At 65.6% G+C, this 14,663-nt stretch carries 26 protein-coding genes; all 26 read left to right on the plus strand.

Annotated elements, in window-relative coordinates; translation table 11 throughout:
* Positions 1-24 precede the first annotated feature (24 nt).
* A complete protein-coding gene (gene rplB / locus OG524_RS21955) occupies positions 25-861 on the plus strand; it encodes a 50S ribosomal protein L2 (protein ID WP_056796589.1) in 837 nt (278 codons plus the stop codon).
* Between the two features lie 12 nt (positions 862-873).
* On the plus strand, positions 874-1,155 hold the full coding sequence (gene rpsS, locus OG524_RS21960) for a 30S ribosomal protein S19 (protein WP_023539342.1): 282 nt from the start codon (positions 874-876) through the stop codon (positions 1,153-1,155).
* A gap of 42 nt (positions 1,156-1,197) precedes the next feature.
* On the plus strand, positions 1,198-1,545 hold the full coding sequence (rplV, locus tag OG524_RS21965) for a 50S ribosomal protein L22 (RefSeq protein WP_026290933.1): 348 nt from the start codon (positions 1,198-1,200) through the stop codon (positions 1,543-1,545).
* Entirely contained in the window at positions 1,545-2,381 is an 837-nt protein-coding gene (rpsC, locus tag OG524_RS21970) for a 30S ribosomal protein S3 (RefSeq protein ID WP_405389128.1), read from the plus strand. Before rplV ends, rpsC begins: the two co-directional genes overlap by 1 nt.
* Before the next feature lie 5 nt (positions 2,382-2,386).
* A complete protein-coding gene (gene rplP, locus OG524_RS21975; RefSeq protein WP_014047785.1) occupies positions 2,387-2,806 on the plus strand; it encodes a 50S ribosomal protein L16 in 420 nt (139 codons plus the stop codon).
* Positions 2,806-3,030 carry a 50S ribosomal protein L29 gene (gene rpmC, locus OG524_RS21980; RefSeq protein WP_124716937.1) on the plus strand — a complete coding sequence of 75 codons (225 nt, stop codon included), beginning with the start codon at positions 2,806-2,808 and terminating at the stop codon, positions 3,028-3,030. The genes rplP and rpmC overlap by 1 nt, the downstream gene beginning before the upstream one ends.
* On the plus strand, positions 3,030-3,314 hold the full coding sequence (gene rpsQ / locus OG524_RS21985) for a 30S ribosomal protein S17 (protein ID WP_031096375.1): 285 nt from the start codon (positions 3,030-3,032) through the stop codon (positions 3,312-3,314). Before rpmC ends, rpsQ begins: the two co-directional genes overlap by 1 nt.
* 100 nt (positions 3,315-3,414) lie before the next feature.
* Positions 3,415-3,783 carry a 50S ribosomal protein L14 gene (rplN, locus tag OG524_RS21990; protein ID WP_003966950.1) on the plus strand — a complete coding sequence of 123 codons (369 nt, stop codon included), beginning with the start codon at positions 3,415-3,417 and terminating at the stop codon, positions 3,781-3,783.
* A 2-nt stretch (positions 3,784-3,785) separates the two neighbouring features.
* A complete protein-coding gene (gene rplX / locus OG524_RS21995) occupies positions 3,786-4,109 on the plus strand; it encodes a 50S ribosomal protein L24 (RefSeq protein WP_014047788.1) in 324 nt (107 codons plus the stop codon).
* Positions 4,109-4,666, plus strand: coding sequence for a 50S ribosomal protein L5 (rplE, locus tag OG524_RS22000; RefSeq protein ID WP_014047789.1), 558 nt, complete (start codon positions 4,109-4,111; stop codon positions 4,664-4,666). The genes rplX and rplE overlap by 1 nt, the downstream gene beginning before the upstream one ends.
* A 2-nt stretch (positions 4,667-4,668) precedes the next feature.
* Positions 4,669-4,854 carry a type Z 30S ribosomal protein S14 gene (locus OG524_RS22005; RefSeq protein WP_003948630.1) on the plus strand — a complete coding sequence of 62 codons (186 nt, stop codon included), beginning with the start codon at positions 4,669-4,671 and terminating at the stop codon, positions 4,852-4,854.
* 223 nt (positions 4,855-5,077) lie between these two features.
* Positions 5,078-5,476, plus strand: coding sequence for a 30S ribosomal protein S8 (rpsH, locus tag OG524_RS22010; protein WP_014154584.1), 399 nt, complete (start codon positions 5,078-5,080; stop codon positions 5,474-5,476).
* Between the two features lie 21 nt (positions 5,477-5,497).
* Positions 5,498-6,037, plus strand: a complete 540-nt coding sequence (gene rplF, locus OG524_RS22015; RefSeq protein WP_147959075.1) for a 50S ribosomal protein L6 — start codon at positions 5,498-5,500, stop codon at positions 6,035-6,037.
* Positions 6,038-6,040: 3 nt separating this feature from the next.
* Complete coding sequence (gene rplR / locus OG524_RS22020; protein ID WP_069171153.1) at positions 6,041-6,424, plus strand: 50S ribosomal protein L18; 384 nt, start codon at positions 6,041-6,043, stop codon at positions 6,422-6,424.
* A 47-nt stretch (positions 6,425-6,471) separates the two neighbouring features.
* Positions 6,472-7,077, plus strand: a complete 606-nt coding sequence (rpsE, locus tag OG524_RS22025; RefSeq protein ID WP_056796577.1) for a 30S ribosomal protein S5 — start codon at positions 6,472-6,474, stop codon at positions 7,075-7,077.
* Positions 7,077-7,259 carry a 50S ribosomal protein L30 gene (gene rpmD, locus OG524_RS22030; RefSeq protein WP_018550611.1) on the plus strand — a complete coding sequence of 61 codons (183 nt, stop codon included), beginning with the start codon at positions 7,077-7,079 and terminating at the stop codon, positions 7,257-7,259. The genes rpsE and rpmD overlap by 1 nt, the downstream gene beginning before the upstream one ends.
* A gap of 1 nt (position 7,260) precedes the next feature.
* A complete protein-coding gene (gene rplO / locus OG524_RS22035; protein ID WP_384494166.1) occupies positions 7,261-7,716 on the plus strand; it encodes a 50S ribosomal protein L15 in 456 nt (151 codons plus the stop codon).
* Between the two features lie 224 nt (positions 7,717-7,940).
* A complete protein-coding gene (gene secY / locus OG524_RS22040; RefSeq protein ID WP_405389127.1) occupies positions 7,941-9,260 on the plus strand; it encodes a preprotein translocase subunit SecY in 1,320 nt (439 codons plus the stop codon).
* A complete protein-coding gene (locus OG524_RS22045) occupies positions 9,260-9,919 on the plus strand; it encodes an adenylate kinase (RefSeq protein ID WP_405389126.1) in 660 nt (219 codons plus the stop codon). The genes secY and OG524_RS22045 overlap by 1 nt, the downstream gene beginning before the upstream one ends.
* A gap of 123 nt (positions 9,920-10,042) precedes the next feature.
* Positions 10,043-10,885, plus strand: a complete 843-nt coding sequence (gene map, locus OG524_RS22050; protein WP_405389125.1) for a type I methionyl aminopeptidase — start codon at positions 10,043-10,045, stop codon at positions 10,883-10,885.
* A 285-nt stretch (positions 10,886-11,170) separates the two neighbouring features.
* Positions 11,171-11,392: a translation initiation factor IF-1 gene (gene infA, locus OG524_RS22055; protein ID WP_003956442.1), complete on the plus strand. Its 222-nt coding sequence runs from the start codon at positions 11,171-11,173 to the stop codon at positions 11,390-11,392.
* Between the two features lie 60 nt (positions 11,393-11,452).
* On the plus strand, positions 11,453-11,566 hold the full coding sequence (gene rpmJ / locus OG524_RS22060; protein WP_003956441.1) for a 50S ribosomal protein L36: 114 nt from the start codon (positions 11,453-11,455) through the stop codon (positions 11,564-11,566).
* Positions 11,567-11,763: 197 nt separating this feature from the next.
* Entirely contained in the window at positions 11,764-12,144 is a 381-nt protein-coding gene (gene rpsM / locus OG524_RS22065; protein WP_356640228.1) for a 30S ribosomal protein S13, read from the plus strand.
* Positions 12,145-12,249: 105 nt separating this feature from the next.
* Positions 12,250-12,654, plus strand: coding sequence for a 30S ribosomal protein S11 (gene rpsK, locus OG524_RS22070; protein WP_003956432.1), 405 nt, complete (start codon positions 12,250-12,252; stop codon positions 12,652-12,654).
* Positions 12,655-12,791: 137 nt separating this feature from the next.
* The gene (locus OG524_RS22075) at positions 12,792-13,814 is read left to right on the plus strand and encodes a DNA-directed RNA polymerase subunit alpha (RefSeq protein WP_003966937.1); all 1,023 of its coding nucleotides are present in this window, start codon (positions 12,792-12,794) and stop codon (positions 13,812-13,814) included.
* A gap of 295 nt (positions 13,815-14,109) precedes the next feature.
* Positions 14,110-14,616 carry a 50S ribosomal protein L17 gene (gene rplQ / locus OG524_RS22080; RefSeq protein WP_384494172.1) on the plus strand — a complete coding sequence of 169 codons (507 nt, stop codon included), beginning with the start codon at positions 14,110-14,112 and terminating at the stop codon, positions 14,614-14,616.
* The last annotated feature ends 47 nt before the right edge of the window (positions 14,617-14,663 follow it).

Genomic DNA, 14,663 nt, shown 5'->3' on the forward strand with positions numbered 1-14,663 from the left:
CCGGAATCGGACGAGGACTGAGAAATGGGTATCCGCAAGTACAAGCCGACGACCCCGGGCCGTCGTGGCTCCAGCGTCGCCGACTTTGTCGAGATCACGCGGTCCACGCCGGAGAAGTCGCTGGTCCGCCCCCTGCACAGCAAGGGCGGCCGTAACAACGCCGGTCGTGTGACCGTTCGCCACCAGGGCGGTGGCCACAAGCGCGCCTACCGAGTGATCGACTTCCGTCGTCACGACAAGGACGGCGTGCCGGCCAAGGTCGCGCACATCGAGTACGACCCGAACCGCACCGCGCGCATCGCGCTGCTGCACTACGCGGACGGCGAGAAGCGTTACATCGTCGCCCCCCGTGGCCTGTCGCAGGGTGACCGCGTCGAGAACGGTCCGACCGCAGACATCAAGCCGGGCAACAACCTGGCGCTGCGCAACATCCCGGTCGGTACGACCATCCACGCCATCGAGCTGCGGCCCGGCGGCGGCGCGAAGTTCGCCCGTTCCGCGGGTGCCTCCGTGCAGCTGCTGGCGAAGGAGGGCACGATGGCCCACCTTCGTATGCCTTCCGGAGAGATCCGGCTGGTCGACGCCCGTTGCCGCGCCACCATCGGTGAGGTCGGCAACGCCGAGCAGTCGAACATCAACTGGGGCAAGGCCGGCCGCATGCGCTGGAAGGGCGTCCGCCCGACCGTCCGCGGTGTCGCGATGAACCCGGTCGACCACCCGCACGGTGGTGGTGAAGGCAAGACCTCCGGTGGACGTCACCCGGTCTCGCCGTGGGGTCAGAAGGAGGGTCGTACTCGCTCGCCGAAGAAGGCATCGAGCAAGTACATCGTCCGCCGCCGCAAGACGAACAAGAAGCGCTAGGAGCGGGTTTAGATGCCGCGCAGTCTCAAGAAGGGGCCCTTCGTCGACGGCCACCTCATCAAGAAGGTGGACGTACAGAACGAGGCAGGCACCAAGAACGTCATCAAGACCTGGTCCCGTCGCTCGATGATCATCCCGGCCATGCTGGGTCACACCATCGCGGTGCACAACGGCAAGATCCACGTCCCGGTGTTCGTCACCGAGTCGATGGTCGGCCACAAGCTCGGCGAGTTCTCGCCGACTCGCACCTTCCGCGGCCACGTCAAGGACGACCGGAAGTCGAAGCGCCGCTAGCGCGGGGTGGAAACGACTATGACTCACACCGAAGGGACAACCATGGAAGCCAGGGCCCAGGCGCGGTACATCCGCGTCACGCCCATGAAGGCCCGCCGAGTGGTGGACCTCATCCGTGGCATGGATGCCACGGAGGCTCAGGCGGTCCTGCGTTTCGCCCCGCAGGCCGCGAGCGTGCCGGTTGGCAAGGTGCTTGACAGCGCCATCGCCAACGCTGCACACAACTACGACCACCCTGACGCCTCTTCGCTGGTCATCAGCGAGGCGTACGTGGACGAGGGCCCGACCCTGAAGCGGTTCCGTCCGCGTGCTCAGGGCCGTGCCTACCGGATCCGTAAGCGGACCAGCCACATCACCGTGGTCGTCAGCAGCAAGGAAGGAACCCGGTAATGGGCCAGAAGGTTAACCCGCATGGGTTCCGGCTCGGCATCACCACGGACTTCAAGTCCCGTTGGTACGCCGACAAGCTGTACGCGGACTACGTCAAGGAAGACGTTGCCATTCGTCGCATGATGACGAAGGGCATGGAGCGTGCCGGTATCTCGAAGGTTGAGATCGAGCGCACCCGCGACCGCGTCCGCGTCGACATCCACACCGCCCGCCCGGGCATCGTCATCGGCCGCCGTGGCGCCGAGGCCGACCGCATCCGTGGCGAGCTGGAGAAGCTGACCGGCAAGCAGGTCCAGCTGAACATCCTCGAGGTCAAGAACCCCGAGGTGGACGCTCAGCTGGTGGCCCAGGCCGTCGCCGAGCAGCTCTCCTCCCGCGTCTCCTTCCGTCGTGCCATGCGTAAGAGCATGCAGAGCACGATGAAGGCCGGCGCCAAGGGCATCAAGATCCAGTGCGGTGGCCGCCTCGGCGGCGCCGAGATGTCCCGCTCGGAGTTCTACCGCGAGGGCCGCGTGCCCCTGCACACGCTCCGTGCGAACGTCGACTACGGCTTCTTCGAGGCCAAGACGACCTTCGGCCGCATCGGCGTGAAGGTCTGGATCTACAAGGGCGACGTCAAGAACATCGCCGAGGTTCGCGCCGAGAACGCCGCGGCCCGCGCCGGTAACCGTCCGGCTCGTGGCGGCGCTGACCGCCCGGCCGGCCGCGGTGGCCGTGGTGGCGAGCGTGGCGGCCGCGGCCGCAAGCCGCAGCAGTCCGCGCCGGCAGCGGAGGCCCCCAAGGCCGACGCTCCCGCCGCCGCTGCTCCGGCTGAGAGCACCGGAACGGAGGCCTGACCGAAATGCTGATCCCCCGTAGGGTCAAGCACCGCAAGCAGCACCACCCGAAGCGCAGCGGTATGTCCAAGGGTGGCACGCAGGTTGCGTTCGGCGAGTACGGCATCCAGGCGCTGACCCCGGCGTACGTGACGAACCGCCAGATCGAGGCAGCTCGTATCGCGATGACCCGCCACATCAAGCGTGGCGGCAAGGTCTGGATCAATATTTATCCGGACCGTCCCCTGACGAAGAAGCCTGCCGAGACCCGCATGGGTTCCGGTAAGGGTTCTCCCGAGTGGTGGATCGCGAACGTCAAGCCCGGACGGGTGATGTTCGAGCTGTCCTACCCGAACGAGAAGATTGCTCGTGAGGCGCTCACCCGCGCTGCTCACAAGCTTCCGATGAAGTGCCGGATCGTTCGGCGCGAGGCAGGTGAGTCGTGATGTCGGCCGGTACCAAGGCGTCCGAGCTGCGCGAACTGGGCGGCGAGGAGCTCCTCAACAAGCTCCGCGAGGCCAAGGAAGAGCTGTTCAACCTCCGCTTCCAGGCGGCGACGGGCCAGCTCGAGAACCACGGTCGGCTCAAGTCCGTCCGTAAGGACATCGCCCGGATCTACACCCTGATGCGTGAGCGCGAGCTGGGCATCGAGACGGTGGAGAGCGCCTGATGAGCGAGAAGACTGTGACTGAGACGAACACCGACCGCGGTTTCCGCAAGACCCGTGAGGGTCTCGTCGTCAGCGACAAGATGGACAAGACCGTCGTCGTCGCTGTCGAGGACCGCGTGAAGCACGCGCTGTACGGCAAGGTCATTCGCCGTACGAACAAGCTCAAGGCCCACGACGAGCAGAACGCTGCAGGCGTCGGCGACCGCGTCATCATCATGGAGACGCGTCCGCTGTCCGCCACGAAGCGCTGGCGCATCGTCGAGATCCTCGAGAAGGCCAAGTAATTCCTGAGGGGCATTCCCCGCAGGCAAGTTCCGCCAGGCTCGGTGGGGACTCCTTCACCGGAGTCCCCACCGGGAACCGGCAGACGATCAGGAGATAGACGTGATCCAGCAGGAGTCGCGACTGCGCGTCGCCGACAACACGGGTGCGAAGGAAATTCTCACCATCCGTGTTCTCGGTGGCTCGGGTCGCCGCTACGCGGGCATCGGTGACGTCATCGTCGCCACCGTCAAGGACGCGATCCCCGGTGGCAACGTGAAGAAGGGTGACGTCGTCAAGGCCGTCATCGTTCGCACCGTCAAGGAGCGTCGTCGTCAGGATGGCTCGTACATCCGCTTCGACGAGAACGCCGCTGTCATTCTCAAGAACGACGGCGACCCCCGCGGCACCCGTATCTTCGGCCCGGTGGGCCGAGAGCTGCGCGAGAAGAAGTTCATGAAGATCATCTCGCTCGCGCCGGAGGTGCTGTAAGCATGAAGATCAAGAAGGGCGACCTGGTTCAGGTCATCACCGGTAAGGACAAGGGCAAGCAGGGCAAGGTCATCGTTGCCTTCCCCGCTCAGGACCGCGTCCTCGTCGAGGGTGTCAACCGGGTCAAGAAGCACACCAAGGCCGGTCAGACGGCTCGCGGTTCGCAGACGGGTGGCATTGTCACCACCGAGGCCCCGATTCACGTCAGCAACGTTCAGCTGGTCGTGGAGAAGGACGGCAACAAGGTCGTCACCCGCGTCGGCTACCGCTTTGACGACGAGGGCAAGAAGATCCGCGTTGCCAAGCGGACCGGTGAGGACATCTGATGACGACCACCACTGCGCCGCGTCTCAAGACGCGCTACCGCGAGGAAATCGCCGGCAAGCTGCGTGAGGAGTTCTCCTACGAGAACGTCATGCAGGTTCCCGGTCTGGTCAAGATCGTGGTCAACATGGGTGTGGGCGACGCCGCCCGCGACTCCAAGCTGATCGATGGCGCCGTGCGCGACCTCACCACGATCACGGGCCAGAAGCCGGCCGTCACCAAGGCCCGCAAGTCGATCGCGCAGTTCAAGCTGCGCGAGGGGCAGCCGATCGGCTGCCACGTCACCCTCCGTGGTGACCGCATGTGGGAGTTCCTGGACCGTACGCTGTCGCTCGCGCTTCCGCGTATCCGTGACTTCCGCGGCCTGTCGCCGAAGCAGTTCGACGGCCGTGGCAACTACACCTTCGGTCTCACGGAGCAGGTCATGTTCCACGAGATCGACCAGGACAAGATCGACCGGGTCCGGGGCATGGACATCACCGTGGTCACCACGGCGACCAACGACGACGAGGGTCGTGCCCTGCTTCGTCACCTCGGCTTCCCGTTCAAGGAGAACTGACCGTGGCGAAGAAGGCTCTGATCGCTAAGGCCGCCCGTAAGCCGAAGTTCGGCGTGCGCGGGTACACCCGCTGCCAGCGCTGCGGCCGGCCCCACTCCGTCTACCGCAAGTTCGGCCTGTGCCGCGTGTGCCTTCGTGAGATGGCTCACCGTGGCGAGCTGCCGGGCGTGACCAAGAGCTCCTGGTAATTCTCCCTTCGCCTTCGGGCGTCGGTAGGACCAGGAAGCTCTCGGTAAGTATCTGGTCGGCAGGAGCCCCGCTCTTCATGCCGTAGGCTTGAAGGGTTGGGCGCCTGCCGCCCTGACCGACTTACTACGCCGTAGGTCCCCGCACCGCACCCGTCCCGCCACTGAGTGGGGAGAGGGATGGCGCATACAGGAAACCCCGGCGAGAGAGGCCGAAGGCCAACTCATGACCATGACTGATCCGATCGCAGACATGCTCACGCGTCTGCGTAACGCGAACTCGGCGTATCACGACGATGTCGCAATGCCGCACAGCAAGATCAAGTCGCACATCGCGGAGATCCTCCAGCAGGAGGGCTTCATCACCGGCTGGAAGGTCGAGGACGCCGAGGTCGGCAAGAGCCTCGTCCTGGAGCTGAAGTTCGGGCCCAACCGCGAGCGTTCGATCGCCGGCATCAAGCGCATTTCGAAGCCGGGTCTGCGTGTATACGCAAAGTCCACCAACCTGCCGAAGGTTCTCGGCGGCCTGGGCGTGGCGATCATCTCCACGTCCCACGGTCTCCTGACCGGCCAGCAGGCCAGCAAGAAGGGCGTAGGTGGGGAAGTCCTCGCCTACGTCTGGTAGTCGGGAACGGAGGAACAGCTCATGTCGCGAATCGGCAAGCTCCCCATCCAGGTTCCCGCCGGTGTGGACGTCACCATCGATGGCCGCACGGTCGCGGTGAAGGGCCCCAAGGGTTCCCTCTCGCACACCGTTGCCGCGCCGATCGAGGTCACCAAGGGTGAGGACGGCGTGCTCAACGTCGTCCGCCCTAACGACGAGCGTCAGAACAAGGCCCTTCACGGCCTGTCCCGCACGCTGGTGGCGAACATGATCACCGGCGTGACCGCGGGATACAGCAAGGCGCTCGAGATCAGCGGTGTCGGTTACCGCGTCCAGGCGAAGGGCTCCAACCTGGAGTTCGCCCTGGGCTACAGCCACCCGATCCTGATCGAGGCCCCCGAGGGCATCACCTTCAAGGTGGAGTCGCCCACGAAGTTCAGCGTCGAGGGCATCGACAAGCAGAAGGTCGGCGAGGTCTCCGCGAAGATCCGCAAGCTGCGGAAGCCCGACCCGTACAAGGCCAAGGGCGTCAAGTACGCCGGCGAGGTTATCCGCCGCAAGGTCGGAAAGGCGGGTAAGTAAGCCATGGCATACGGTGTAAAGATCGCCAAGGGTGACGCCTACAAGCGTGCCGCCCTCAAGCGCCGCCACATCCGCGTCCGCAAGCACATCTCCGGTTCGCCGGAGCGGCCGCGCCTGGTTGTGACGCGTTCCAACCGTCACATGGTCGCTCAGGTCATCGACGACATCGCGGGCCACACGCTCGCGTCGGCGTCGACCCTGGACGCTTCCATCCGCGGCGGCGAGGGTGACAAGAGCACCCTGGCCAAGCAGGTCGGGGCACTTGTCGCCGAGCGTGCCAAGGCCGCAGGCGTCGAGGCCGTCGTCTTTGACCGCGGTGGCAACCAGTACGCCGGGCGGATTGCCGCTCTGGCTGACGCCGCCCGTGAAGCCGGGCTGAAGTTCTAAGCCCCGGTTCCTACGCACAGCGGACGTAACAGAGAGAGGTAAATCCAATGGCTGGACCCCAGCGCCGCGGAAGCGGTGCCGGTGGCGGCGAGCGGCGGGACCGGAAGGGCCGTGACGGTGGCGCCAGCGCCGCCGAGAAGACCGCGTACGTCGAGCGCGTCGTCGCGATCAACCGCGTCGCCAAGGTTGTGAAGGGTGGTCGTCGCTTCAGCTTCACCGCGCTGGTCGTGGTGGGCGATGGTGACGGCACCGTCGGTGTCGGATACGGCAAGGCCAAGGAAGTTCCCGCGGCCATCGCCAAGGGCGTCGAAGAGGCCAAGAAGAGCTTCTTCAAGGTCCCGCGTATCCAGGGCACCATCCCTCACCCGATCCAGGGCGAGAAGGCTGCGGGCGTCGTTCTGCTCAAGCCCGCTTCCCCCGGTACCGGTGTGATCGCGGGTGGCCCGGTGCGCGCCGTTCTGGAGTGCGCCGGCGTTCACGACATCCTGTCGAAGTCGCTCGGTTCTTCGAACCCGATCAACATCGTGCACGCGACCGTGGCGGCCCTCCAGGGCCTGCAGCGTCCCGAGGAGATCGCGGCTCGCCGTGGTCTGCCCCTCGAGGACGTCGCCCCCGCGGCTCTGCTTCGTGCACGTGCGGGAGCGGGTGCGTAATGGCTCGCCTCAAGATCACGCAGACGAAGTCGTACATCGGCAGCAAGCAGAACCACCGCGACACCCTGCGTTCGCTCGGGCTCAAGCGCCTGCACGACGTAGTTGTCAAGGAGGACCGCCCCGAGTTCCGCGGAATGGTTCACACCGTCCGCCACCTCGTGACGGTTGAGGAGGTTGACTGACATGGCGGAGAACAGCCCGCTGAAGGCCCACAACCTCCGGCCTGCCCCGGGCGCCAAGACCGCCAAGACCCGTGTGGGTCGTGGTGAGGCGTCCAAGGGTAAGACCGCAGGCCGTGGTACCAAGGGTACGAAGGCTCGTTACCAGGTTCCGGAGCGCTTCGAGGGTGGCCAGATGCCCCTCCACATGCGTCTCCCGAAGCTCAAGGGCTTCAAGAACCCGTTCCGCACGGAGTACCAGGTCGTGAACCTGGACAAGCTCGCGACGCTCTACCCCGAGGGTGGAGAGGTCACGGTGGCCGACCTGGTCGCCAAGGGCGCTGTGCGCAACAACCACCTCGTCAAGGTCCTCGGACAGGGCGAGATCTCCGTGGCAGTGCAGGTTTCGGTTGACGCCGTCTCCGGCTCCGCCAAGGAGAAGATTGCCGCCGCCGGCGGCACCGTCACCGAACTCGTCTGAGACAACACGGACAAGTCGGTGGTCTGAACATCCGACCGGGGATGCCTCTCATATGGGGCATCCCCGGTTGGTCGTTCCTAGGGGGGCATGTCCGCCGGTAAGGTGGCGTCCACTGTTGCTGTGGTAAGTCCTGGGCAAAAGCCCGGGGCCCTTTGACTGTTACGTAATCGTCGATCCTCAAGACCGTCACCTCTACGCATTGCGCGGGGGTCGCAGGAGGCACCGTGCTCACCGCGTTCGCCCGGGCGTTCAAGACGCCCGACCTGCGCAAGAAGCTGCTCTTCACGCTCGGCATCATCGTGCTCTATCGTCTCGGGGCGCACATTCCCGTCCCGGGGGTGAGCTACGAGAACGTCCAGATTTGTGTTGATCAGGCCAGTAAGGGCAACAACAGCCTGTTCGGTCTGGTGAACATGTTCAGCGGTGGTGCACTGCTGCAGATCACGATCTTCGCGCTCGGAATCATGCCCTACATCACGGCCAGCATCATTCTTCAGCTGCTGACCGTCGTCATCCCCCGACTCGAAGCCCTCAAGAAGGAGGGGCAGTCGGGCACGGCCAAGATCACGCAGTACACGCGTTATCTGACCGTGGCGCTCGCCATCCTCCAGGGCACCGGCCTGGTGGCAACGGCCCGCAGCGGGGCGCTGTTCAGCGGCTGCCCCGTCGCCGACCAGATCGTGCCGAACCAGTCGATCTTCACGACCGTCGTCATGGTCATCACGATGACCGCGGGAACCGCCGCCGTCATGTGGCTCGGTGAGATCATCACCGACCGCGGCATCGGCAACGGCATGTCGATCCTCATGTTCATCTCGATCGCAGCCAGCTTCCCGGGCGCCCTCTGGGCGATCAAGGAGAGCGGCAAGCTCGCCGACGGCTGGATCGAGTTCATCACGGTCATCCTGATCGGTTTCGTGATGGTCGCCCTCGTCGTCTTCGTCGAGCAGGCCCAGCGCCGCGTCCCGGTGCAGTACGCGAAGCGGATGATCGGGCGGCGGTCCTACGGCGGTACGTCCACATACATCCCGCTGAAGGTGAACCAGGCGGGTGTGATTCCCGTCATCTTCGCTTCTTCGCTGCTCTACATCCCGGCTCTGGTCGTCCAGTTCTCCAACTCCACCTCGGGCTGGGCGACCTGGATCCAGGACCACTTCGTCAAGGGCGACCACCCGTACTACATCGCGACGTACTTCCTGTTGATCGTGTTCTTCGCCTTCTTCTATGTGGCGATTTCGTTCAACCCCGAGGAAGTCGCCGACAACATGAAGAAGTATGGTGGCTTCATCCCGGGTATCCGGGCTGGTCGACCTACTGCCGAGTACCTGAGCTACGTGCTCAACAGGATCACTTGGCCGGGATCGCTGTACCTGGGCCTGATCGCTCTGGTGCCGACGATGGCGTTGGCAGGCTTCGGCGGTGCGAACCAGAACTTCCCGTTCGGCGGGACGAGCATCCTCATCATCGTGGGTGTGGGTCTGGAAACCGTGAAGCAGATCGAGAGTCAGCTCCAGCAGCGCAATTACGAAGGGTTCCTCCGCTGATGCGAATCGTCCTCGTCGGGCCGCCCGGTGCCGGCAAGGGAACGCAGGCTGCGTACCTTGCCAAGAATCTTTCGATTCCGCACATCTCCACGGGCGACCTCTTCCGCGCCAACATCAGCCAGGGCACGGACCTTGGCAAGCAGGCCCGCGCCTACATGGACGCGGGACAGCTGGTGCCGGACGAAGTCACCATCGGAATGGCCAAGGACCGCATGGCTCAGCCGGACGCCGTCAACGGCTTCCTGCTGGACGGCTTTCCGCGCAACGTGGGCCAGGCCGAGGCGCTGGACGAGATGCTCCGGGACGAGAGCGTCAAGCTCGACGCCGTCCTCGACCTGGAGGTCCCCGAGGACGAGGTGGTCAAGCGCATCGCGGGCCGCCGCATCTGCCGCAACGACAGCGCGCACGTGTTCCACGTGACGTACAACCCGCCGAAGGCCGACGGCGTCTGCGACGCCTGCGGCGGCGAGCTGTACCAGCGTGACGACGACAGCGAAGAGACCGTGCGTACGCGGCTCGAGGTCTACCACACGCAGACCGAGCCGATCATCGACTACTACCGGGCCCAGGGCCTGGTGGTCACGATCTCCGCGCTCGGCAAGGTCACGGACGTGACCGAGCGGGCCATGGAGGCTCTCAAGAGCTCCGACGAGGGCTGAGTTCCCCCGCATTCACCATCGCAGCCGGCCGCGGCGCCTCAGGGCGTCGCGGCCGACTGTTTGCGCCGTATCGTGGAGTACGGCTTCAACCGTTCCCCTTCGTACGCAGAGAGGCGCCGAGCAATGGTGCAGATCAAGACCCCCGAGCAGATCGCGAAGATGCGCGAGGCGGGCCTCGTGGTCGCTGCCATTCACGCCGCCACCCGCGAGGCGGCCGTGCCCGGGGCCACCACGAAGGATCTGGACGAGGTCGCCCGCAAGGTGATCGCCGACCACGGCGCGAAGTCGAACTTCCTGGGATACGGCGGATTCCCGGCGACGATCTGCACCTCGGTCAACGAGGTCGTCGTCCACGGCATCCCGGACGAGAAGACCGTCCTCAAGGACGGCGACATCATCTCGATCGACGCCGGCGCGATCATCGACGGCTGGCACGGCGACGCCGCGTACACCGCCTTCGTCGGCACCGGTCACGCTCCCGAGCTCGTCGAGCTGTCCCGGGTGACCGAGGAGTCCATGTGGGCCGGGATCGCCGCGATGAAGCTGAACAACCGCCTCGTCGACATCTCGAAGGCCATCGAGTCCTACATCCGCCGCCAGCCCCGCCCGGCCACCGGCAAGTACGGGATCATCGAGGACTACGGCGGCCACGGCATCGGCACCGAGATGCACATGGACCCGCACCTGCTCAACTACGTCAACCGCAAGCGCGGCAAGGGCATCAAGCTGGTCCCCGGCGTCTGCCTGGCGATCGAGCCCATGGTCTCGCTGGGTACGGCGCAGACGAAGGTCCTCGCCGACGAGTGGACGGTCCTCACGACGGACGGGACCTGGTCCTCGCACTGGGAGCACTCGATCGCGCTCACTGAGCAGGGGCCGCTGGTCCTGACCGCCCCGGACTGCGGGCGCGCGAAGCTCGCGCAGTACGGGGTGGAAGCGGCCCCGGACCCTTCCCCAGGGTCTTGAGGACCAGGGGAGTCCCCATTGCCTGAGACCTCGGCCTTACTCGGGGCGGTCCCGCGGACGGAGTCCGGCGGGGCCGCCCCGAGCCGTGCCGGGCGCTCTTGGCCGGCGGGTCCGCCAGGACTGGGCCGGGCATAGGTGTCTAAGGATCAGTCCAAGTGGGCAAACTTGACGGATTCGTCTTTTGGAGTCCGCTGACGTAGACTGACTCGTCGGCTCTCGTGCATCCGTGTGTCCGCATGCGGCGGTATGACAGTCGATCAAGGTAGCCGATTCGAAAGGCGAAGCGTGGCCAAGAAGCAAGGTGCCATCGAAATTGAGGGCACCGTGATCGAGTCCCTCCCGAACGCCATGTTCAAGGTGGAACTCCAGAACGGTCACAAGGTCCTCGCGCACATCAGCGGCAAGATGCGGATGCACTACATCCGTATCCTCCCGGATGACCGGGTCGTGGTGGAGCTGTCTCCGTACGACCTGACGCGTGGCCGGATCGTCTACCGGTACAAGTAGATCTTGCCGCCACCCCGCTTCGGCGCGGTGAGGGCACTGACCCGGAGAACCTGACATCCCATGAAGGTCAAGCCGAGCGTCAAGAAGATCTGCGACAAGTGCAAGGTGATCCGCCGTCACGGCCGGGTCATGGTCATCTGCGACAACCTGCGCCACAAGCAGCGCCAGGGCTGACGCACGACCACCTGCATCTCGCAGCTCTTCGCGCGACGCACGTAAACGTACATACGCAGTGCCCGTCCACGCTTCGGCTGACGACACCTCCGGCGGGGGCCGGGGACCCGGGCGTACCACCCCTTCCTTCACAGGTGGGGTCGGCGTTCGGGAGTGGTGCTGCGGAAGACCCCCGAAATAACAACTGGAGCCATTGAATGGCACGCGTTTCAGGTGTTGACATCCCGCGCGAAAAGCGCGTGGAGGTTGCCCTCACCTACGTCTTCGGCATCGGGCGCACCCGGTCCAAGGAGATCCTCGCCACCACCGGCGTGAACCCCGACACCCGCGTTCGTGACCTGGCCGAAGAGGACCTGGTCAAGATCCGCGAGTACGTGGACGCCAACCTCCGCACCGAGGGTGACCTTCGCCGCGAGATCCAGGGCGACATCCGCCGCAAGATCGAGATCGGCTGCTACCAGGGCATCCGGCACCGTCGCGGTCTGCCGGTCCACGGTCAGCGCACCAGCACGAACGCGCGTACCCGCAAGGGCCCGCGTCGCGCCATCGCCGGTAAGAAGAAGCCGGGCAAGAAGTAGTCCTCAGCGGACGCACTGCGGGTGTCCGGGCCACCGGATCTTCGCAGCAACCAGCGGTCTTCGCTGTAGGACCGATCACCTCCCCTCTCCATCTGGAGTAAAGACATGCCCCCCAAGGGTCGTCAGGGCGCAGCCAAGAAGGTGCGTCGCAAGGAAAAGAAGAACGTCGCTCATGGGCACGCCCACATCAAGAGCACGTTCAACAACACCATCGTCTCGATCACGGACCCCTCGGGCAACGTGATCTCCTGGGCCTCCGCCGGCCACGTCGGCTTCAAGGGCTCGCGCAAGTCCACCCCCTTCGCCGCGCAGATGGCCGCCGAGTCGGCCGCCCGCCGCGCGCAGGAGCACGGCATGCGCAAGGTCGACGTCTTCGTGAAGGGTCCGGGCTCCGGCCGCGAGACCGCGATCCGCTCCCTCCAGGCCACGGGCCTCGAGGTCGGTTCGATCCAGGACGTCACCCCGACGCCGCACAACGGCTGCCGTCCGCCGAAGCGTCGCCGCGTCTGATCCGTCACGGCCGGTGACGGCCGTGCGTCAGTAGCGCTTGATTCGGGCGGTATGTCCCTCACCGGGCATGCCGCCCGTATCCTTGTTTCATCTGTCGGGCATCAAATAGTGGGTGCCCACGACTGAAGGATTCCTTCATGCTTATCGCTCAGCGTCCGTCGCTGACCGAAGAGGTCGTCGACGAGTTCCGCTCCCGGTTCGTGATCGAGCCGCTGGAGCCGGGCTTCGGTTACACCCTCGGCAACTCCCTGCGCCGCACGCTCCTCTCCTCGATCCCCGGTGCCGCTGTCACCAGCATCCGGATCGACGGTGTCCTGCACGAGTTCACCACCGTGCCGGGCGTCAAGGAGGACGTGACCGACCTCATCCTCAACATCAAGCAGCTGGTCGTCTCCTCGGAGCACGACGAGCCGGTCGTGATGTACCTGCGCAAGCAGGGTCCCGGCCTGGTCACCGCTGCTGACATCGCTCCGCCGGCCGGTGTCGAGGTGCACAACCCGGACCTGGTCCTGGCCACGCTGAACGGCAAGGGCAAGCTGGAGATGGAGCTGACCGTCGAGCGCGGTCGCGGCTATGTCTCCGCCGTCCAGAACAAGCAGGTGGGCCAGGAGATCGGCCGTATTCCGGTCGACTCCATCTACTCGCCGGTGCTCAAGGTCACGTACAAGGTCGAGGCGACCCGTGTCGAGCAGCGCACCGACTTCGACAAGCTGATCGTCGACGTCGAGACGAAGCAGGCCATGCGTCCCCGTGACGCCATGGCGTCGGCCGGTAAGACCCTGGTCGAGCTGTTCGGTCTGGCGCGCGAGCTCAACATCGACGCCGAGGGCATCGACATGGGCCCGTCCCCGACGGACGCCGCGCTCGCCGCCGATCTGGCGCTGCCGATCGAGGAGCTCGAGCTCACGGTCCGTTCGTACAACTGCCTCAAGCGCGAGGGCATCCACTCCGTGGGTGAGCTCGTGGCCCGCTCCGAGGCGGACCTGCTCGACATCCGCAACTTCGGTGCGAAGTCGATCGACGAGGTCAAGGCGAAGCTGGCCGGCATGGGTCTGGCGCTCAAGGACTCGCCCCCCGGCTTCGACCCGACCGCCGCGGCCGACGCGTTCGGTGCGGACGACGACGCGGATGCCGGTTTCGTGGAGACCGAGCAGTACTGAGTCGCCTCCCGGCGGGGGCGCCCGGATTTCTGGGTGCCCCGTGCCGGGGTGAGGGCTTTTGTCCTCAATCGCCGGACGGGCTTGAACGTGGCTGCTGTCCGGTGTGTGCCGGACGGGCTTGGATTCGGGCGCAGGCCGGTATGTGCCGGACGGGCCTGGATTTGGGCGTTGCCCGGCGTGAGCCGGACAGGCTTGAAATGGCCGCGGCGAAGTAAAGACTTCCGCGGGGCAGCCGCCTCGGGGGAACTGACACCGGTACCTGATACGGCCGGTGCAGCACACAAGGAGAAAAACCATGCCTCAGCCCGCCAAGGGTGCCCGTCTGGGCGGCAGCGCTGCGCACGAGAAGCTTCTTCTCATCAACCTCGCGAAGTCGCTGTTCGAGCACGGCCGCATCACCACGACCGAGGCCAAGGCCCGCCGCCTGCGTCCGGTCGCGGAGCGTTTCATCACCAAGGCGAAGAAGGGCGACATCCACAACCGTCGCCTGGTGCTGCAGTCGATCACGGACAAGGGCATCGTGCACACGCTCTTCACCGAGATCGCCCCGCGGTACGAGAACCGCCCCGGTGGTTACACCCGCATCACGAAGATCGGCAACCGTCGTGGCGACAACGCCCCGATGGCCGTCATCGAGCTCGTCGAGGCCCTGACCGTGGCCCAGCAGGCCACCGGTGAGGCCGAGGCCGCGACCAAGCGCGCGGTCAAGGAAGACGCCCTTGCGAAGGACGAGGCTCCGGCCGAGACCGTCGAGGACGCCAAGCCGGCCGACGCCGCTGCTGAGGAGTCCAAGGACGCCTGATCGTCCTGAGACCCCGGTACGGGTCCGTATCGCCCTTCGGGGCGGTG

Source organism: Streptomyces sp. NBC_01520 (assembly GCF_045040375.1).
Lineage (GTDB): Bacteria > Actinomycetota > Actinomycetes > Streptomycetales > Streptomycetaceae > Streptomyces.